Below are 19,212 nucleotides of genomic sequence, written 5' to 3'. Positions count from 1 at the left end.
ACCCGCGCCATGAGAATCCACACCAACTCGCTCGCGTTGTCGCTGGCCCTGACCCTTGTCGCCGGCACCGCCGCGGCCGGCCCCAACGCCAAGCTGCCCGAACGCCTGCCGCCGCTGGCCGCCGACAAGGCGCTGCCGGTGCCGCAGATCGCGCAGAAAACCCTCGCCAACGGCCTGCAGGTCTGGGTCGTGCCGCGCCAGGGACTGCCGCGCGTCGACTTCGCTCTGACCGTGCGCAACGCCGGCTATGCCAGCGACGCCGCCGACGCGCCGGGTTTCTCCGCGTTGTACTCCGGCCTGCTGGTCGAAGGCACCGCCAAGCGCGACGCCAAGGCGATCGCCGAAGCCGCGCAGAGCTACGGCGGCGTGATCGGCGCGATGCCGTACAACGACGGCCTGACTCTCAGCGGTTACGCGCTGCCGTCGCAGGCCGCATCGATGATGCAGCTGCTGTCGGAAGTCGCCGAAGGCGCGAGCTTTCCCGACGATGAGGTCAAGCTGGCCAAGGCCAATGCCCTGCAAGGCCTGAAGGCGCAGCAGTCGCAGCCCTCGTTCAAGGCCACGCGTGCGCTGCTGGCGACGACCTACGGCGATCATCCCTACGCCCGCACACAGCCCACCGAGGCGGCGATCACCGCGGTTACGGCCGAGACGATGCGCGCCGAGCATGCGCGTCGCTTCCGTCCCGACCGCGCGCTGCTGGTGGTGACCGGGCGGATCAGCGCCGAGGAAGGCTTCAAGTCCGCCGAAGCCGCATTCGGCGACTGGAAAGCCAGCGGCGAGCCGATCGCCGATATCGCCCCGGCGCGCAGTTCGGCGCCGGCGCAGCGCGTGTTCGTGCAGCGCGACGGCAGCGTGCAATCGGCGCTGCGCCTGGGCCGTCCGGCGATCGCGGCCACCAATGCCGATTACATTCCGGCGCAACTGGCCGGCATCGTGCTCGGCGGCGGTTTCAGCAGCCGTCTGATGCAGAAGTTGCGCGAGGAGAAGGGCTACACCTACGGCGCGCGCGGCGGACTCAGCGCGTTCCGCGCCGGCGGCGCGGTGCAGGCCTCGGCGGACGTGCGCAACGAAGTCACCGGCGCTGCGATCGGCGAGTTCATCTACGAACTCGGCCGCCTCAGCGACTATCCGGTGCCGGCGCAGGAGCTGGAAGACACCAAGCGCTACGTCGCCGGCGGTTACCTGATCAACAACCAGCTGCAGGCCTCGGTGGCGTCGTCGTTGGCCAGCAACTGGCTGTACGGCCTGCCGCCGGAATTCCTCGGCGAATACGTGCCGAAGGTCCGCGCCGTGAGTGCCGAGCAGGTGCAGGCGATGGCGAAGAAGTATTACGCCGTCAAGGATCAGTCGATCATCGTGGTCGGCGATTACAAAGCGGTGCAGTCGCAGCTCAAGGAGTACGGCGAGTTCAAGCAGGAGAAGTGAGTTCGCTGCCGATGGGCGGCGGGCGCGGCTGACGGGTTGTCGGCGTGCTTGCGATCTTCGCGACAGACAAAAGCCCCGGCCGTTCGCGGCCGGGGCTTTTTGGTTTGATCGCTGTCTGAGCCGAAACGGCAACTTGCGCGGAATCCGCTTTTTCGCTCGTCATTCCCGCTAACGCGCGAACGACGCGCAGGTAGGAGCGAAGGCCAGGCGCGAACATCCCCGCCGGCATGAGCGCTTCGCATCTTCGCCACCCCAATTCCGAATCCCCGATCCGGCCCCCGACCCCCGATCCCGCATAATGCCCGCCTTGCCACGGAGGACCGTATGTCTGCCGCCAGCCCGCTCGCCGATCCGCCCGCTGCCCCGCGTCTGCTCGCCTTCGCCGGCAGTCTGCGGTCGGGGTCTTACAACCGCCGCCTGATCCCGGTGCTGGTCGAAGGCGCGCGCGCCGCCGGCGCCCAGGTCACTCATATCGAACTGCGCGATTACTCGCTGCCGATCTACGACGGCGACATCGAAGCCGAAGGCCTGCCCGACAACGCCCGGCGCCTGCAGGCGCTGATGGCCGAGCACGATGGCCTGCTGATCTCCACGCCCGAGTACAACGGTTCGATGCCGGCCTTGGTCAAGAACACGCTCGACTGGATTTCGCGGCCGCTCGGCGACGGGCGCTCGGGCACCACGCTGTTTACGGACAAGGTCGCCGGCATCGTCTCCGCCTCGCCCGGGCCGCTGGGCGGACTGCGCTCGCTGCTGGTCCTGCGCGACGCGCTGGCCAAGCTGGGCCTGATCGTGGTGCCGCAGCAGGTCGCGGTCGGCCAGGCCGGGGAGAAGCTGCTCGACTACGGCCAACTCGGCGACGAGCGCGCGCGCGAAGCGGTGCATCGCGTCGGCGCCGCGGTGGTGCGGCATCTGCACGTCTACAACCCATCCAACGCCGGAGCCCGCGCATGAAAGGCCAGCAACGCGAATTGAACCTGCGCTTCCTCGCCCAGCCCACCGACGTCAACTACGGCGGCAAGGTCCATGGCGGCATGGTGATGAAGTGGATCGACCAAGCCGGCTATGCTGCCGCGGTGGGTTGGAGCGGCAAGTACAGCGTCACCGTCGCCGTTGGCGGCATCCGTTTCGTCGCCCCGATCCGCATCAGTGACTTGGTGACCGTGCACACCAAGCTGATCCTGACCGGCAACAGCAGCATGCATTTCGCCGTAGACGTGAAAGCGCGCGACCCGGGTCTGGACGACGGCGAGCCGGAAGAGCGGTTGTGCACCCACTGTGTGATCGTGTTTGTCGCGATGGATCAGGTCGAGGGCAAGCCGACGGCGGTGCCGTCGTGGACGCCGGAGACCGAGGACGACAAGCGCCTGGCCGAGTACGCGCTCAAGGTGATGGAGCTGAGCAAGGGCATCGAGGCTACGGTGGAGCGGTACGTCAAGGAAGGTTGATTCGGTAGTTGCTGTTCCCCCCTTTGAAAAAGAGGGCAGGGGGATTCGCTCTTAGCCGCAGTTGCCTGCGTTCCCACGAAAAGCAAATCCCCCGCGCTCCGATCGTTCCTCAGAGACGAACCCCGCGCCGGGCGCTCGCCCCCTTTTTCAAAGGGGGCAATGGGACGCGCCAGCACCGCGCTTGCTGTTCTCCAACTACTCCACCCCAGCCTTTGCTGTTCCCCCCTTTGAAAAAGGGGGGCAGGGGGGATTTGCTCTTAGCCGCAGTTGCCTGCGTCCCCCACGCAAAGCAAATCCCCCGCGCTCCGGTCGTTCCTCAGAAACGAATCTTGCGCCGGGCGCTCGCCCCTTTTTTAAAAGGGGGCAATGGGACGCGCCAGCACCGCGCTTGCTGTTCTCCAGTTCCTACGCACCCAGCTTTTGCTGTTCCCCCCTTTGAAAAAGGGGGGGAAGGGGGGATTTGCTCTTAGCCGCAGTTGCCTGCGTCCCCCACGCAAAGCAAATCCCCCGCGCTCCGATCGTTCCTCAGAAACGAACCCTGTGCCGGGCGCTCGCCCCCTTTTTCAAAGGGGGCAATGGGACGCGCTAGCACCGCGCTTGCTGTTCTCCAGTTCCTGCGCACCCAGCTTTTGCTGTTCCCCCCTTTTGAAAAAGGGGGGGCAGGGGGGATTTGCTCTTAGCCGCAGTTGCTTGCGTCCCTCACGAAAAGCAAATCCCCCGCGCTCCGGTCGTTCCTCAGAAACGAATCTTGCGCCGGGCGCTCGCCCCCTTTTTCAAAGGGGGCAATGGAACGCGTCGAATTCGCCTAGCCCACAACGAAACAGGCCGCCCAAGGGCGGCCTGTTTCATCGAATCGCTGATCGAGCGCGAACCTCAGATCCCATCAACCCGACGCGCTTCCATGAACTTGGCGCTCCAATAACCGCTGTCCAGGCTGGACACGGTCACGTCCTTGCCGGTGCGCGGTGCATGCACGAAGCGGCCTTCGCCCAGGTAGATGCCGACATGGTCCACGCGGCCGCGGCGGCCGAAGAACACGAGGTCGCCTTCGGTCAGCGAGTCGCGCTCGATCACTTCGCCGGTCTTGGCCATCTCGCGCGAGACACGCGGCAGTTCGATGCCCAGGGCGTTGCGGAATACGTAGCCGACCAGGCCGCTGCAGTCGAAGCCCTGGTCGGGCGAGGTGCCGCCCCAACGATAGGGCGTGCCCAGCAGGGCCAGGGCGCGTTGCAGCATGCCCTTGATCCGGCCCTGCTCGGCGACCGGCATGTCGGTCTTGCTCAGCTCCACGTCCTGACCCTGGCCCAGCAGGCGGTTCAGGTCGGTAGCGAGCATCATGGCGCGGTCGGACAGGGTCATCGCCTCCGGCAGCATGTTGCTGGCGGTCGGCTCCGGCGCGTCGGCCGAGTCGTTGCGCAGCGACGGGCCGCCCGGAAGGGCGCCGCCGGCCATCGACGAGCCGGCCACGCCGGTCGGCGCGGATTGGGCGAAAACGGGCAGGGCGCAAACCGCCAGCACGGCGGTCAGCAAAAGACGTTGGGTAGCCCGGCCGGAGTGGCTCTGGGCGGTGTCGCGGGATGCTTGGGGGGTGGCAGCCTGGCGGTTGTGGCGAGTGGTTTGGGTCGTCACTTATTAATCACGAAGTCGTCACCGGTAGGGGACGATACCTTCGAAGAGCAAGAGGTTGGTTCAAATTTCGTTAGACGGTCGTTAACAGGTATGTGATTTTCCTCACATTTCTGACGAGTCTGAGACCGATGCCGCATTCATAAAGGGTCTCAGTTCTTTCTGAGAACCCGTTTGGCACCACTGTAGTGGTCCCGCCAGTAGGGGCCGTCGAGCCGGTCCAGGCGTACCGTGCCGCCGCTGCTGGGGGCGTGGACGAAGCGGCCCTCGCCGACGTAGATGCCGACATGGCTGACGTTGCCGGAGCTGCCGAAGAACACCAGATCGCCCGCCGCCAGCCGCATCGGGTCGATGCGCGGGCCCTGGTAGCCGGCCAGGTCGCGCGAGGTCCGCGGCAGGCTCAGGGCCAGCATGTCGCGATAGACGTAGTTGACCAGGCCGCTGCAGTCGAAGCCGCCTTCCGGGGTATTGCCGCCGTAGCGGTAGGGCGTGCCGACCAGGCTGAAGGCGCGCATCAGCACCGAATTGGCGGCGCCGGGGTTTTCCGGATCGACATGCGGCCAGACCCGGACGGGCTGGGACGGCGGCGGGTGGCGGACGATCTGTTTGCCGCCGCCGCAGGCCGCGAGCAGCCCGCACAGGGCCAGCCCCAGCAGCGCCGCCGACGACGGCAGCGGCCCGCGCGCTGGCGCGGACACGGTGTTGCCGGGATAATGCGCGGCCTTCGTCACGGCCGATAGCTTGGCGGCTATCGGCGGCGGCGACAAGACAATCCATGTGACCTTTTGTGGCGGCCCGCGCATGTCGGTGCTGCCGTTACCTTTCCTGATCGCCCCGTGGGCGGTCATCCCAGCCGGACTTGCCATGAAAATCGAAAAAGATCGCGTCGTGCGTTTCCACTACACCGTTTCCGAGCAGGGCAGCGAGCCGCTGGAAACCTCGGAAGGCCGCGATCCGCTGGCGATCCTGATCGGCCACAACAACATCATTCCGGGCCTTGAGAAGGCGATGGAAGGCCACGAAGCCGGCGACAAGTTCGAAGTCGACGTGGCCGCGGCCGACGCCTACGGCGTGCACCAGGAAGGCCTGACCCAGCGCGTGCCGAAGAAGTATTTCAAGGACGCCAAGCTGTTCCCGGGCATGCAGGCGGTGCTCGAGACCAACTTCGGTCCGCGCGCGGTGACGATCCTGAAGATCGGCATGAGCGTGGTCGATGTCGATCTGAACCACCCGATGGCCGGCAAGGATCTGCATTTCGCGGTCGAGATCGTCGAAGTGCGTGAGGCGGTGGAAGAAGAGATCGCGCACGGTCACGTGCACGGCGACGGCGGCCACGCTCACTAAGAAACAGGTGGCCGGGCGGCGTTGTCGCGCCGCCGGCACCGCACGACGACGGCCCGCGCGAGCGGGCCGTTCGTTTTTGTGCGATAGCGATGGCGAGGCGGTTGCCGGATGAGAGGCTGGTCGCGCTGTGCACGAACAGCGTCGGGGCTGAAGCCCCTCCCACAAAAGACCTCGCGGCAGACGCCGTTGCCGGCATCATCGTCGCTCGTGCCATCGCCGAAGCCATCACTCATACCCCACACGCCACCGACTCGATGATCGCCGCCCCGCCCGAATTCGCGCCCATCCCCGCACGCGAGCGCCTGCTCGCGCTGGACGCGCTGCGCGGGATCGCCCTGCTCGGCATTTTGCTGAGCAACGTGGCCAGCTTCGCCGGCCCGCTGGCGGAATTGAGCGAGGGCATCGATCCGACGCTGAGCGGATCGGACTACGGGCTGTCGGCGTTCGTGTACGTGGCGATCCGCAACAAGTTCTGGACGCTGTTCGCGCTGTTGTTCGGCATGGGTTTCGCGGTGATGCTCGAACGCGCCCGCGATGCCGGCCGCGGGTTCGGCGCGATCTACCTGCGCCGCAGCATCGGGCTGCTGGCGATCGGCCTGATCCACGCCTGGCTGATCTGGGCCGGCGACATCCTGGTCACCTACGCCTTGAGCGCGTTCGTGCTGCTGGCGCTGCGTTCGTGGTCGGGCGCAGGCTGGCTCAAGCTCGGCGCGGCGTTGTATCTGGGAACGATCGCCTACCTGCTGCTGGTCGCCGCCGCGTTGACCGTGCCCGGCGTGGCCCAGGGCGACGCGACCGATCTGGCGCGCGCCCAGGCCGAACGCGCGGCGGAAGTCGCCGTGTACGCGCGCGGCGATTACTTCGCCGTCACCGGGCAACGCCTGCGCTTCTTCTTCGAGTCCACGACCCGCGGCTGGATCATGATGCTGCCGCTGTCGCTGGGCCTGTTCCTGATCGGCGCCGGACTGGCGCGCACCGGCCTCATCGCCGATCCGCGCCGCCATCGCGCGCTGCTGCGCGAGTTCGTGCGTATCGGCCTGCCCATCGGCGCGATGCTGACCGTCGCCAGCCTGATGATCGACAGCGCGCCGTCGCTGGCCTTGTTCAGCGCGTCCTCGATGCTGGCGCAGACCCTGCACATGCTCGCCGGGCTGCCGTTGGCGCTGGCCTTGATCGCCGGTGTGTTGCTGCTGATGCAGGGCGGTGCGCGCTGGCCGCTGCGTTTCGCTCCGGCCGGGCGCATGGCCCTGAGCAACTACCTGGGCCAGTCGCTGATCGCGACCTGGGCGCTGTACCACCACGGCCTGAATCTGTGGGGACGGCTGTCGTATACCGAACTGATCGCCGCCGCGGTGGCCTTGTTCGCGCTGCAGATGGCCGCCAGCACCTGGTGGCTGCGGCATTTCCGCTTCGGTCCGCTGGAATGGCTGTGGCGCGCGTTCGCGTATTGGCGCCGGCCGGCGATGCGCATTCGCGACCGCGATTGAGCCGGCCGGGATCGGCTTGCGCGCTGGCGCGGACAAAAGAACGGCCCGCTCGCGCGGGCCGCTCCGTTTCGCAGGTGTCGCCGCCCCGCCTTAGTTGACGCTGGCCGCGCTCCATGCGCGGGCGAGGATCTTGTACTCGTTGGAGGTGTTGCCGTACAGATCCGACGCCGCCTGCAGCGTCCACGTCCGCGCCTGCGGATAGGTGGTGCTGGAGACGAAGTAACGGGTCAGCGCGCGATAGAAGATCGCGCCGACCTTGTCGCGGCCGATGCCGACGATGGTGGTGTCGGTGTTGCAGACCAGCTGCGCCTTGGTATAGCTGAAGCCGCTGGGCACCACCACGCCTTCCGAAGCCAGGTAGTTCACCCGGTTGAGCACGCCGGAGGTGTAGTGCGGATCGTACGTGCCGCCCTGTCCGGTCTGCGAGGCGGTGAAGCCGCCGCTGGGATAACAGACCTTGGAGCGGCCGTCGGCATCCTGCTTGAACAACACGCGCAGCGCCTTGGTGCCGGTCGTATTGTTCTTGACCAGCTTCTCGCCCATCAGATAGTCGCCAGCATCGTTGGCGTTGTTGGCGTAGAACTCCACCAGCGTGCCGAAGATGTCCGAGATGCCTTCGTTGAGGCCGCCGGTGTCCTTGATGTTGTAGTAGCCCAGCTTGGCGGTGGCTTCGGTCACGCCGTGAGTCATTTCGTGGCCGGCGACGTCGAGCGCGACCAGCGGCAGGAAGCTGGAACCGTCGCCGTAGGCCATCAGCTTCTGCGAGCCGTACCAGAACGCGTTGTCGTAGGCGCTGCCGACATGCACGAAGCTCTTCACGCCCTTGCCGTCGTTGAAGATGCCGTTGCGGCCGTGCACGTTCTTGTAATAGTCCCAGGTCACCGCGACGCCGTAATGCGCGTCGGCGGCGACGGTGGCGCGGTCGGAGGTGGTGTTGCTGCCCCAGGTGTTGTCCGTGTCGGTGAACAGCGTCGCGCCCGGGAAGCCGGTGGTGTAGGTCATCGCGCCCTTGGCGTCGTAGGTCGAGCCGCTGCCGCGGTTGGGATCGACCAACTGGAAGCCGCCGCTGACCGAATTGGCGACGATGCCGACGTTGCCGACCAGCAGGGTCTTGCCGGTGCCGTTGGCGGCCGCGGTCTGGATGCGGTCTTCGGCGTGCAGCAGCTTGCCGTTGCTGGCGTCGATGAAATAGGCGATGTGGCCCGGGGTCTGGTCGTTGCGGCGGTCGCCCATCAGTTCCATCTGGTAGGCCAGGGTCGGCTGCGTGCCCTGCGCGAACACCACCAGGCCGGCGTTGTCGATCGAGTTGACGGTGCCGTCGAAGGCGGCGCCGGCTTCGATCTTGGCCTGCGCGGCGCTGATCTTCGGCGCGATGTCGGGGCGGCCGAAGGTGCGCATGTTGTCGCCCTGGCTGATCGACTTGAGCTCGCCGTTTTGCGAATGCACGACGAAGTCGCCGCCGACCACCGGCAGGCCCTGGTAGCTGCGCTCCATGCGCACGTGCTCGGTGCCGTCGCGGTCGATCATCACGTCGCGGGCGAGAAAGGCGTCGGCCTGGACGCGATGGACTTCCTGCGCTGCCGCGCCGGACAGCAAACCGCGCGCGCGGTTGGCGGCGGGCGATGCGTCGGCCTGCGCCGGCGACTCGGACGAAGCGGCCAGGTCGCTGCCCGGACGCGCGCCGGACGCGCTGGCGATCGCGCCGAGGGCGGAATGACGCGGCGCGACGGCCGAGGCGATGGCGGGCGCGGCGGCGTGGGCCGCGGCGACGCCGGAGGGCGCCGTCGCCGGGCTCTGGCGCGACAGCGATTGCATCGGGTTCGAACCCGAGCCGACTTGGGCGGACACAGCGACGAGCGCGGCGACCACGGCCGTGCTCAGCAGAGCGGTCTTGAGTTGCATTCGATTGGATCCCCTACAAGGTGGATGGAATGTGGTTGCGCACCTTCTCGCGAATGCGCGCAAAACAACGCTCCCGCAGCAATGGGAGGCTCATCGGCGTTGGATGCATGTTTCTTATGTGCCTGCGAGCGTTGAAAACCATATGCCTGCGCCGCCGATGCACGCAGCGAAAACCAGCGCATCGCGTCACACAATCGCGCGCGCTAGTTCGCAAGGCGTCACAGAACTTCATCAAGGTGTAAACGCGGCGTCGCAAAGGCGGGCATCGCGTTGCGCGGGCAAGGTCGAATCGGGGCGAAGCATTCGCCGTAATAATGCAGTCGAGCCTTTGCGTAAGTGCGCATGCGCGATGCGGCCGCCGGTATGCGCGCGATTGCCGCTGCGATCGGTTCGGCCGATGCCGCGGCGGTCAACGAAACCGGCGCGAGTGCGTGGTTCGATGGCGGGGCCGGGCCATGCGGTGGCACCGGCCCGCGCAAATAAAAAAACGGCCCGCGATGCGCGGGCCGTTTCGGTGACATCGATGGATCGATCAGTTGACTTTGGCCGCGCTCCAAGCCCTGGCCAGGGTGGCGTACTCGGGCGAGTTGGCGCCGTACAGGTCGCTCGCCGCTTGCAGGGTCCAGGTGCGCGCCTGCGGATAGGTGGTGCTGGAGACGAAGTAGCGGGTCAGGGCGCGGTACATGATCGCTCCGATCTTGTCGCGGCCGACGCCGACGATGCCGGTATCGTTGTTGCACACCAGCTGAGCCTTGGTGTAGCCGAACCCGGCCGGCACCACCGCGCCTTCGGAGGCCAGGTAGAACACGCGGTTGAGCACGCCGGAGGTATTGTGCGGATCGTAGGTGCCCCCCTTGTAAGTCTGAAAGGCGGTGAAGCCGGTGCTGGGGTAGCACACCTTCGACTTGCCGTCGGCGTCCTGCTTGAACATCACCCGCAGCGCAGCGGTTCCGCTGGGGTTGCTCTTGTAGACTTTCTCGCCGATCAGATAGTCGCCGGGATCGCTGGCATTGTTGGCGTAGAACTCGACCAGCGTGCCGAAAATGTCGGAGATGCCTTCGTTGATGCCGCCGGTATCCTTGATGCTGTAGTAACCCAGCTTGGCCGTCGCGCTGGTGATGCCGTGAGTCATTTCGTGGCCGGCGACGTCGATGGCGACGAGCGGATTGTAGGTGGTGCCGTCGCCGTCGCCATAGGCCATGTATTTGATGTTGGCGTTATCGTTGTACCAGAAGGCGTTGACGTAGTTCGTGCCGACATGGACGACGCTGCGCACGCCGTTGCCGTCGTTGAAGATGCCGTTGCGGCCATGGACGTTCTTGTAATAGTCCCAGGTCACCGCGACGCCATAGTGCGCGTCGGTGGCGGCGCTGGCGCGGTCGGAGGCGGCGTTGTTGCCCCAGAGGTTGTCCGCATCGGTGAACAAGGTCGCGTTGGGGTAGCCGCTGCCGTAGTTCTTGTCCGATTCGTTGTTGGCGTCGTAGGTCGCGCCGTTGCCGCGGTTCGGATCGATCAAGCGGAAGCCGCCGGAGACCGAGTCGGTGACGATGCCGACATCGCCGTAGATGATGCTCTTGCCGGTGCCGGCCGCGGCGGCGGTCTGAACCCGGTCTTCGGAATGAAGCACCGAGCCGGTGTGGGCATCCACGTAGGAGGTGAAGCGGCCCGGCGCCTGATCGTTGCGGCGGTCGCCGCGCAATTCCATCTGGTAGGCCAGGGTCGGCTCGGTGCCTTGCGCGTACACGACCAGCCCGGCGTTATCGACCGAATTGACGGTGCCGTCGAAGGCGCTGGCGGCTTGTTTGCCCGCTTGCGCGGCGCTGATCCTGGGCTGGATGTCGGGACGGCCGAAGGTGCGCATGTTGTCGCCCTGGCTGATCGACTTGAGTTCGCCGTTTTGCGAATGCACGACGAAATCGCCGCCGACCACCGGCAGGCCCTGGTAGCTGCGCTCCATGCGCACGTGCTCGGTACCGTCGCGGTCGATCATCACGTCGCGGGCGGCGAAGGCGTCGGCCGCGACGCGATGAACTTCTTCGGCGGCGGCGCCGTTGAGCAGGTCGCGCACGCGGTTCGCGGCAGGGGAGCTGTCGGCCTGCGCCGGCGACTCGGAGGCCGCAGCCAACTCGCTGCCGGGACGGGCGCCGGTGCCGGCGGACAGGTTCGACAGCGTATGCCGCGCCCGTGCGGTCTGGGAGGCGGCCGGCATGGCGGACGCGGTCAGGCCGGCAGCGGAGCGGACCGCGTCCGGGCGAGGCGCGGTGCCGGCATGGGTTGCCTGCGTATCGGTATGTGCGGCATGGAAGCTCAGGCCGGCGAGCGCGGCCAGGACGGCGGTGCTGAGTAGAGCGGTCTTCAATTGCATGGTGAGGTCCCCTGGAAAGTGCTACGGAAAGGCGGCATCCGGGCCGGGCCGCGAGCGGTTGCGGCTCGCGCTGGCGGTGCCGGTACGACGCCGCCACGACCGGCCCGGTGGCGGCGGGCGATCGTGAACTGCGTCGGGATTTACGTTAGGGCTCGCATCGGCGGCGGCTATGGGTCAAGGCTGTTTTTCTGAATTAGAAAATGCTATTCAAATCACACTTTTGTTGGATTCAGACTTGTCCTAGATCGCGAACGGTGATTGAACCTTCTCGCGCTTGCCGCCCAAGGCGACTGCCTTCGGCGCGCGGGAAGGGGGCAAGCGAGAGAGGGGGCTGAGTTTCTATCGGCCGCCCTGAGTCGCGCTTCGGTTCCGCCGCCGCCACCGCGATTTGCATCCGCATCACCGAAACCCTGCATCCGATCCACAACACAGCTGTATCGGCGCGCGCTCGTTACTATGTCGTCGGCGCCGCGCGAAGCGGCCCACGCCAGCGCCGCGCCGCCGCGCGCTGATCAGTTCGAACCGAGCGACGGAGCACAATGGGCGCAGCGCAAGTGGAAGTGGATTCGGCGGCCGCCGTGGGCGGGCGCGAAGACGTCATCGTCGTCGGCGCCGGCGTGATCGGCCTGACCTGCGCCCTGGCCCTGCTGGAAAGCGGGCGCGGCGTAAGAGTGATCGACGCCGGCCCGGTCGGCGGCGGCAGCTCGCACGGCAACTGCGGCACCATCACCCCCAGCCACGCCACCCCGCTGGCCGCGCCGGGCGTGATCGCGCAGGCGCTGCGCTGGATGCTGACCCCGGACGCGCCGCTGTACGTGCATCCCAAACTCGATCCGCAGCTGTGGAGCTGGCTGCTGCGCTTCGCCGCGCGCTGCAACGCCAGCGACTGGCGCGCCAGCGCGCAGGCCAAGTCGGCGCTGCTGAACGATTCGCGCGAGCGGCTGGAAGACTGGGTGACGCGCTACGGCCTGGTCTGCGAGTTCGACAGCTCCGGCGTGGACTACGTGTTCCGCGACGCTGCCGCCTTCGCCTCCGGCCAGCATGAGCTGGACCTGCTGCGCGAGTTCGGCGTGCAGATCGAACTGATCGACGGCGCCGCCTACGAGGCCCAAGACCCGGCGTTCAAGCCCGGCCTGGCCGGGGTGATCCGTTTCGATCACGACGCGGTGCTGCGCCCGGACCGCTACGTCGCCGAACTCGCCCGCACCGTGCGCGCGCGCGGCGGCGAGATCGTCGAGCGCTGCGCGCTGCGCGGGGTGCAGCACGGCGCCGGCGGCATCGAGCTGGACACCACGCACGGATTGATGCGCGCGCGCGAGGCGGTGATCGCGCTCGGCGCATGGTCGCCGAAGTTGTCCGACGCGATCGGCCTGCCTTCGCTTAAGCGCACCATGCAGCCGGGCAAGGGTTATTCGATCACCTACGACCGCCCGGCGCTGACGCCGTTGCGGCCGGTGGTGCTGCGCGAACGCAAGGTCTGCGTGACCATGTGGGACAGCGGCTTCCGCCTGGGCAGCACGATGGAATTCTCCGGCTTCGACGACAGCCTCAACCCGCGCCGCCTGGCCGCGCTGGAACGCGGCGCGGCCGAATATCTGCACCAGCCCGTCGGCCCGGTCGAGCGCGAGCGCTGGCAGGGCTGGCGGCCGATGAGCGTGGACGACGTGCCGCTGATCGGCCGCGTGCCCGGCCGCGACGGCCTGTGGCTGGCGACCGGCCACGGCATGATGGGCGTGAGCATGAGCGCCGGCACCGGCCAGCTGCTGGCCGACCTGATCGCCGGTCGCGCGACCGCGATCGACCCGCATCCCTACCGACCGGAGCGTTTCGCTTGAACGCAGACGAACAAAACAAGACCCACTTCGACCTGATCGTGGTCGGCGGCGGCTCCGGCGGCCTGGCCGGCGCGTTCCGCGCCGCCGAGTACGGCGCACGCGTGGCGCTGCTGGAACCGGCGCTGCTGGGCGGCACCTGCGTCAACGTCGGCTGCGTGCCGAAGAAGGCGATGTGGCTGGCCGCCGACATCGCCGGCAAGCTGCGCATGGCGCAGTCGCTGGGCTTCGCCATCGACCAGCCGCCGCAGCAACGTTGCGAACTGGACTGGCCGACCTTCATCGTCCATCGCCAGCGCTACATCGCCAACATCCACGAGAGTTACCGCAAGCGCCTGGACGCGTCCGGCATCGTGCTCGCGCCGATGCGCGCGCACCTGCTCGACGCGCGCACGGTGGAGTGCGAGAACGGCGCGCGCCTGAGCGCGCCGCGCATCCTGATCGCCACCGGCGGCCACGCGGTCAAGCCGGACATGCCGGGCGCGGAACTGGGCGGCACCTCGGACGATTTTTTCGCCTGGAACGCGGCGCCGGAGCGGGTGGCGATCGTCGGCGCGGGCTATATCGCGGTCGAGCTGGCCGGCGTGCTGCAGGCGCTGGGCAGCCGGGTCGAGGTGTTCGTGCGCGGCTCGCGCCTGCTCGAAGGCTTCGATGCCGAACTCACCAAGCAGTTGTCGGACGACTACTGCCAGAGCGGCGTGCGCCTGCATTTCGATCACGCGGTCGCGGCGCTGGAAGCCGACGGCGTGCGCGTGCGCCTGCGCGGCGCCGACGGCGCGCTCAGCGAAGCGTTCGACAAGGTGCTGTTCGCGACCGGACGGCGGCCTAACAGCGCCAAGCTGGGCCTGCAGCAGCTGGGCGTGAAGCTCGATGCGCGCGGCCATATCGTCGTCGATGAATTGCATGCGACCAGCGTGGCCGGCGTGAACGCGGTCGGCGATGTCACCACCGATGTCCAGCTGACCCCGGTCGCCATCGCCGCCGCGCGCCGGCTGATGGATCGCGTCTACGGCAAGCGCGAAGGCCGCCTGGATCAACACAACATTCCGACCGTGGTCTTCGCCCATCCGCCGATCGGCAAGGTCGGCCTCACCGAAGACGAAGCCCGGGCGCGACATGGTGACGATCTGCACATCTATCGCGCCGGGTTTCGGCCGATGCTGTATGCCCTGGCCGAATCGCCGCAGCGCAGCTTGTTCAAGCTGATCTGCGTCGGCGAGGAACGCCGCGTGGTCGGCATCCATCTGCTCGGCGAAGCCGCCGACGAGATGCTGCAGGGCTTCGCGGTCGCGCTCAAGCGCGGCATCACCCTGGACGACCTGCGCGACACGGTCGCCATCCATCCGACCAGCGCCGAGGAAGTGGTGCTGATGCGCTGAGCCGGCCGCAAGGTCGCCGCGCTGCCTGGTCGGTCACTATTCAAGCGGCACGGAGCAGGCGGCATGAAGGCAATACAGCGCGGGACGACACGGCTCGGCAGGATCGGCGCGGCGGCGGGCATCGCCATGGGCATCGCGCTCGCCGGCGCCGCGCAGGCCGCCGACGGCGGCATGGACATCGCCGATCTGCTGAGCGCGCCGCAGCCCGAACAGCTGACCGCCTCCCGCGGCGCGCCGGTGCTGGCCTGGGTGTCGAACGAGCGCGGCGCGCGCAATCTGTGGTCGGCGCGCGCGCCGGAATTCGTGCCGCGCAAATTGACCGCGTTCGACGAAGACGACGGCCAGTTGCTCGGCAGCCTGCAACTCAGCCGCGACGGCCGTTGGCTGGCCTACGTGCGCGGCAGCGGCCCGGATGCGGCCGGCAACAACAGCAATCCCACCAGCGATCCCGACGGCGAAGAACAGGCGGTGTGGGTCGTCGCCAGCGATGGTTCGGGCAAACCGCAGCGCATCGCTCCGGGCCGCTCGGTGCAGTTCGCGCCCAACGGCGACGCGCTGATCGTGCAGGGCCGCGGCGTGGGCTGTTTCGCGCTGCCCGGCGGCAAAGCGCCGGACTGGTGCAAGGAAGCGTTGATCAAGAGCCGCGGCGCCAACAGCGCGGCGGAGTTTTCGCCCGACGGCAGGTTGCTGGCCTTCGGCAGCAATCGCGGCGATCACGCCTTCGTCGGCGTGCTCGATCTGGCCGCGCGCACGGTGCGCTGGATGGGCGCGGATTTCTACAACGACGCCAATCCGGTGTTCTCGCCCGACGGGCGCCGCGTTGCGTTCCTGCGCACCGCGCCGACCCGCGCCGACGATGCGTTCGATCTCACCGCCGCCAACGCCTTCGAAATCTGGACCGCCGATGTCGCCACCGGGCTGGCGAAACGCGTGTTCCGCTCCAGCGACAAGGCCGGCGGCTACGCTCAGTTCAGCGCCGGCACGCCGTTGTCGTGGAGCGGCGACAACCGCCTGATCTTCGCCTCGGAACAAAACGGCTGGCTGCATTGGTACGCGCTGTCGCCCGACGCCGACGGCGGCAAGAACGCCGAGCCGGTCGCGCTGAGCCGCGGCGAATGCGAGGTCGAGACCAGCACCCTGGCCGATAACGGCGAATTCGTGTTCAGCGGCAACTGCGCCGAAATCGATCACCGGCAGATTTTCAGCGTCGATGCCAAGGGCGCGGCGCAGAAGCTGCTGACCGCCAAGAATGAGATCGCGACTGAACCTGTGGCGGTGGCCGGCGGCCAATGGCTGGCGTTCCGTCACGCCGATGCGCGCCGGCCGACCGCGATCGCGGTGATGCCGCGCGCCGGCGGCGAGATCAAGCGGATTTTCCCGGCGCGGTTGCCGGCGCAGTTTCCGCTGGACCGTCTGGTCGAGCCCAAGACCATGACCTTGCGCGCGAGCGATGGAGTGATCTCGCACGCGAACGTGTTCGAGCCGCCGAAATCCTTCACCGGCAAACGCCCGGCGCTGATCTACGTGCACGGCGGGCCGATCCGGCAAGTCGTCGCCGGTTGGCATTACATCGGCTACTACTATTCCGACTACGCCAACAACCAGTGGCTGGCCAGCCAGGGTTACGTGGTGCTGGTGTTGAACTACCGCGACGGCATCGGCTACGGCCAGGCTTTCCGCCGCGCCGACAAGCAGGGCCCGCGCGGCGCCAGCGAGTACCAGGACGTGCTGGCGGCGCAGGCCTGGCTGGCCAAGCGCGAGGACGTGGACGCCAAGCGCATCGGCATCTACGGCGGTTCCTACGGCGGGTTTTTGACCGCCTCGGCGCTGTCGCGCAACTCGGACCTGTTCGCCGCCGGCGTCGACCGCCACGGCGTGCACGACTGGCGCGTCAGCGCCCAGGGCGGCGACAACAGCGGCCTGTGGGGGCTCAAGCCGGACGAACTGGAGACCGCATTCAAGTCCTCGCCGGTCGCGCACATCGACGGCTGGCGCTCGCCGGTGCTGATCGTGCACGGCGACGACGACCGCGCGGTCAAGTTCGCCCAGAGCGTGGATCTGGTCGAGCGCCTGCGCGCGCGCAAGGCGCCGGTGGAAACCCTGGTGATCCCGGACGAAGACCACTTTTTCCTGCGCTACGCGACCTGGCTTCAGGTCCATCGCAGTACCATGGACTTCTTCCGCCGGCATCTGCAGTCCGGCGCCGACTGAATGCCCCCATGAACGTTCCGCACCCGACCGAGCCCGTGTTCCAACTGCATCGCGGCAGCGCGCCGCTGTTGATCAGCCTGCCGCACGACGGCTCGCTGATCCCGGAAGCGTTCAAGTCGCGCATGGTCGAATCGGCGCGGCGCGCGCCGGATACCGACTGGCACGTCTCGCGCCTGTATGCGTTCGCTCGAGAGCTGGGCGCATCGATCCTGGTGCCGCGCCATTCGCGTTATGTGGTCGATCTCAATCGCCCGCCCGACGACGTCTCGCTGTATCCGGGCCAGAACACCACCGGCCTGTGCCCGGGCGTGCAGTTCAGCGGCGAGGCGGTGTATCTGGAAGGCCAGGCGCCGGACGAAGCCGAAGTGGCGCAGCGCGTGGAGCTGTACTGGCGTCCCTACCACGACACCCTGGTCGCCGAGCTCGACCGCATCCGCGGCGAACACGGCCGCGCGGTGTTGTGGGAAGGCCATTCGATCCGCGGCGAAGTGCCGTTCCTGTTCGACGGGGTCTTGCCGGATCTCAACCTGGGCACCGCCGCGGGCAAGAGTTGCCTGCCGGAACTGCAGGCGCGGCTGGAAGGCATCCTGTCGGCGCAGAACGATTACGACTGGATCGCCAACGGCCGCTTCAAGGGCGGCTACATCACCCGTCACTACGGCGATCCGGAAATCGGCGTGCAGGCGGTGCAGTTGGAGCTGAGCCAGCGCAACTACATGGACGAGGATTCCTTCGCCTACGAGCAAGCCAAGGCCGCGCGCCTGCAACCGCTGCTGCAGGCGCTGCTGCGCGCCACCTTGCAAGCGCAGGACGCATGAGTCCCGCGGCGCCGCGACGCAAGCCGGCGTCGGAGTCAGCACAATCCGTATCGGCCGATCGCGCCGCCGGCGATGTCGCGGCCAAGCCCGCGCCGGCCAAGCGCGCGGCGAAGCCAACCTCCGCCGCCGATCCGGCGCCGATTACCCTGACCCAGGCGCGCGCGCTGCACCTGCATGCGCAAGGCCTGCTGACGCGGCCGCGCAAGCGCGCGACCCAGGCCGATGCGCTGGCGGCGATCGCGCGCATGCAGTTGCTGCAGATCGACACCATCCACGTCGTCGCGCGCAGTCCGTATCTGGTGCTGTTCTCGCGCCTGGGCTCGTACCCGGCGCGCTGGCTGGAAGAACTGCTGGCGCAGCGCGGGATCTTCGAAGTGTGGGCGCACGAAGCCTGCTTCGCGCCGATGGACGATTACCTGCTGCACCGCAACGCCCTGCAACAACGCGAGCACCATTGGGCGATCCGCAACGCCCAGCACCATCGCCAGACCAGCGCGGACAAGATCGATCGCCTGCTCGCGCACATCCGCGAGCTGGGCCCGGTCAAATCTTCCGACTTCGAACGCGAGGCCTCCAGCGGCGGCGGCTGGTGGGGCTGGAAGGACGAAAAACGCTGGCTCGAAGCCGGCTTCGCCCTCGGCGAGCTGATGGTCGCGCGGCGCGAGAACTTCCATCGTGTCTACGACTTGTCCGAACGTGTGGCCGGTCTCGCCGTGCCCGGCTGGGACAGCACCCGCATCGACGCCGACACGGTGCGCAGCCAGACCATCCTCAAGTCGGTGCGTGCGCTCGGCATCGCCCAGGCGCGCTGGATCGCCGACTACTTCCGCACCAAGCCGCGTTTGCGCGATGCGGACCTGGACGCTTTCGTCGAGCGCGGCGAATTGACGCGGGTGGCGGTGAAAGGCTGGAACGCGCCGGGCTACGTGCACCCTGATCACGCCGAGGCCTTGTCGCAGGCCGCCGCCGGCCGCTTGCGCGCGAACCACGCGACCTTGCTGTCGCCGTTCGATCCGGTCGTGTGGGATCGCGAACGCGCCAGCGAATTCTTCGGTTTCGACTACACCCTGGAGTGCTACACGCCCGAGCCCAAGCGCCGTTACGGCTACTTCGTCCTGCCGATCCTGGTGCGCGGCCGCCTGGTCGGGCGCCTGGACGCGAAGGCGCATCGCGCCCGCGGCGAGTTCGAGATCAAGGCGCTGTATCTGGAAGAGGGCGTCGATGCCGACGATGCATTGGCGGCGCAGATCGCCGGCGCGATCGACGACTGCGCGCGTTGGCACGAAACGCCGAAGGTGAAGCTGTCGCGCTGCCGGCCGGCGGCGTTCGCCAAGCCTCTCAAGGCGGCGTTGGCGGCATTGCGCTGAGCGAA

Annotated in this window: 14 protein-coding genes; 10 read left to right on the top strand and 4 right to left on the bottom strand. The window is 67.7% G+C overall.

Annotated elements, in window-relative coordinates:
- Positions 1 to 9: 9 nt before the first annotated feature.
- From AB4Y92_RS15125 to AB4Y92_RS15115, 3 genes are all read left to right on the top strand, one after another.
- Entirely contained in the window at positions 10 to 1,428 is a 1,419-nt protein-coding gene (locus AB4Y92_RS15125) for a M16 family metallopeptidase (protein WP_441820406.1), read from the top strand.
- A 324-nt stretch (positions 1,429 to 1,752) separates the two neighbouring features.
- Positions 1,753 to 2,382, top strand: a complete 630-nt coding sequence (locus AB4Y92_RS15120; protein WP_441820405.1) for an NADPH-dependent FMN reductase — start codon at positions 1,753 to 1,755, stop codon at positions 2,380 to 2,382.
- Positions 2,379 to 2,876, top strand: a complete 498-nt coding sequence (locus tag AB4Y92_RS15115; protein ID WP_057942157.1) for an acyl-CoA thioesterase — start codon at positions 2,379 to 2,381, stop codon at positions 2,874 to 2,876. Before AB4Y92_RS15120 ends, AB4Y92_RS15115 begins: the two co-directional genes overlap by 4 nt.
- An 873-nt stretch (positions 2,877 to 3,749) precedes the next feature.
- Here the strand turns inward: AB4Y92_RS15115 and AB4Y92_RS15110 are convergent.
- Complete coding sequence (locus tag AB4Y92_RS15110; RefSeq protein WP_441820404.1) at positions 3,750 to 4,406, bottom strand: C40 family peptidase; 657 nt, start codon at positions 4,404 to 4,406, stop codon at positions 3,750 to 3,752.
- Between the two features lie 248 nt (positions 4,407 to 4,654).
- Positions 4,655 to 5,305 carry a C40 family peptidase gene (locus tag AB4Y92_RS15105; RefSeq protein ID WP_441820422.1) on the bottom strand — a complete coding sequence of 217 codons (651 nt, stop codon included), beginning with the start codon at positions 5,303 to 5,305 and terminating at the stop codon, positions 4,655 to 4,657.
- Between the two features lie 61 nt (positions 5,306 to 5,366).
- On the opposite strand from AB4Y92_RS15105, the gene AB4Y92_RS15100 reads away from it, so the two are divergent.
- Positions 5,367 to 5,846 (top strand): FKBP-type peptidyl-prolyl cis-trans isomerase, encoded by a 480-nt coding sequence (locus AB4Y92_RS15100; RefSeq protein WP_057942160.1) that lies wholly within the window; start codon positions 5,367 to 5,369, stop codon positions 5,844 to 5,846.
- Between the two features lie 254 nt (positions 5,847 to 6,100).
- Positions 6,101 to 7,333 (top strand): DUF418 domain-containing protein, encoded by a 1,233-nt coding sequence (locus AB4Y92_RS15095; RefSeq protein ID WP_441820403.1) that lies wholly within the window; start codon positions 6,101 to 6,103, stop codon positions 7,331 to 7,333.
- A 90-nt stretch (positions 7,334 to 7,423) separates the two neighbouring features.
- Here the strand turns inward: AB4Y92_RS15095 and AB4Y92_RS15090 are convergent, their stop codons facing one another.
- Both AB4Y92_RS15090 and AB4Y92_RS15085 read right to left on the bottom strand, forming a co-directional pair.
- The gene (locus AB4Y92_RS15090) at positions 7,424 to 9,235 is read right to left on the bottom strand and encodes a M4 family metallopeptidase (RefSeq protein WP_441820402.1); all 1,812 of its coding nucleotides are present in this window, start codon (positions 9,233 to 9,235) and stop codon (positions 7,424 to 7,426) included.
- A gap of 532 nt (positions 9,236 to 9,767) precedes the next feature.
- Positions 9,768 to 11,600, bottom strand: a complete 1,833-nt coding sequence (locus tag AB4Y92_RS15085; protein ID WP_441820401.1) for a M4 family metallopeptidase — start codon at positions 11,598 to 11,600, stop codon at positions 9,768 to 9,770.
- Between the two features lie 539 nt (positions 11,601 to 12,139).
- On the opposite strand from AB4Y92_RS15085, the gene AB4Y92_RS15080 reads away from it, so the two are divergent.
- From AB4Y92_RS15080 to AB4Y92_RS15060, 5 genes are all read left to right on the top strand, one after another.
- On the top strand, positions 12,140 to 13,435 hold the full coding sequence (locus AB4Y92_RS15080) for an NAD(P)/FAD-dependent oxidoreductase (protein ID WP_441820400.1): 1,296 nt from the start codon (positions 12,140 to 12,142) through the stop codon (positions 13,433 to 13,435).
- Complete coding sequence (gene gorA, locus AB4Y92_RS15075) at positions 13,432 to 14,811, top strand: glutathione-disulfide reductase (protein ID WP_441820399.1); 1,380 nt, start codon at positions 13,432 to 13,434, stop codon at positions 14,809 to 14,811. Before AB4Y92_RS15080 ends, gorA begins: the two co-directional genes overlap by 4 nt.
- 63 nt (positions 14,812 to 14,874) lie before the next feature.
- Positions 14,875 to 17,022 (top strand): prolyl oligopeptidase family serine peptidase, encoded by a 2,148-nt coding sequence (locus AB4Y92_RS15070; RefSeq protein ID WP_441820398.1) that lies wholly within the window; start codon positions 14,875 to 14,877, stop codon positions 17,020 to 17,022.
- Positions 17,023 to 17,030: 8 nt separating this feature from the next.
- A complete protein-coding gene (hutG, locus tag AB4Y92_RS15065) occupies positions 17,031 to 17,840 on the top strand; it encodes an N-formylglutamate deformylase (RefSeq protein WP_441820397.1) in 810 nt (269 codons plus the stop codon).
- A complete protein-coding gene (locus tag AB4Y92_RS15060; RefSeq protein WP_441820396.1) occupies positions 17,837 to 19,207 on the top strand; it encodes a winged helix-turn-helix domain-containing protein in 1,371 nt (456 codons plus the stop codon). The genes hutG and AB4Y92_RS15060 overlap by 4 nt, the downstream gene beginning before the upstream one ends.
- Positions 19,208 to 19,212: the final 5 nt, after the last annotated feature.

Source organism: Lysobacter sp. TAB13, from assembly GCF_052113885.1.
Lineage (GTDB): Bacteria > Pseudomonadota > Gammaproteobacteria > Xanthomonadales > Xanthomonadaceae > Lysobacter > Lysobacter gummosus.
Note: the sequence above shows the minus strand (reverse complement) of the source record. Positions and strands in the feature narration are given on the sequence as shown.

Coding starts and splice junctions, on each gene's coding strand:
- AB4Y92_RS15105 (WP_441820422.1), bottom strand. CDS start 5,305: ATGCGCGGGCCGCCACAAAAGGTCACATGGATTGTCTTGTCGCCGCCG.
- AB4Y92_RS15070 (WP_441820398.1), top strand. CDS start 14,875: ATGAAGGCAATACAGCGCGGGACGACACGGCTCGGCAGGATCGGCGCG.
- AB4Y92_RS15080 (WP_441820400.1), top strand. CDS start 12,140: ATGGGCGCAGCGCAAGTGGAAGTGGATTCGGCGGCCGCCGTGGGCGGG.
- AB4Y92_RS15120 (WP_441820405.1), top strand. CDS start 1,753: ATGTCTGCCGCCAGCCCGCTCGCCGATCCGCCCGCTGCCCCGCGTCTG.
- hutG (WP_441820397.1), top strand. CDS start 17,031: ATGAACGTTCCGCACCCGACCGAGCCCGTGTTCCAACTGCATCGCGGC.
- AB4Y92_RS15090 (WP_441820402.1), bottom strand. CDS start 9,235: ATGCAACTCAAGACCGCTCTGCTGAGCACGGCCGTGGTCGCCGCGCTC.
- AB4Y92_RS15100 (WP_057942160.1), top strand. CDS start 5,367: ATGAAAATCGAAAAAGATCGCGTCGTGCGTTTCCACTACACCGTTTCC.
- AB4Y92_RS15060 (WP_441820396.1), top strand. CDS start 17,837: ATGAGTCCCGCGGCGCCGCGACGCAAGCCGGCGTCGGAGTCAGCACAA.
- AB4Y92_RS15125 (WP_441820406.1), top strand. CDS start 10: ATGAGAATCCACACCAACTCGCTCGCGTTGTCGCTGGCCCTGACCCTT.
- AB4Y92_RS15095 (WP_441820403.1), top strand. CDS start 6,101: ATGATCGCCGCCCCGCCCGAATTCGCGCCCATCCCCGCACGCGAGCGC.
- AB4Y92_RS15115 (WP_057942157.1), top strand. CDS start 2,379: ATGAAAGGCCAGCAACGCGAATTGAACCTGCGCTTCCTCGCCCAGCCC.
- AB4Y92_RS15085 (WP_441820401.1), bottom strand. CDS start 11,600: ATGCAATTGAAGACCGCTCTACTCAGCACCGCCGTCCTGGCCGCGCTC.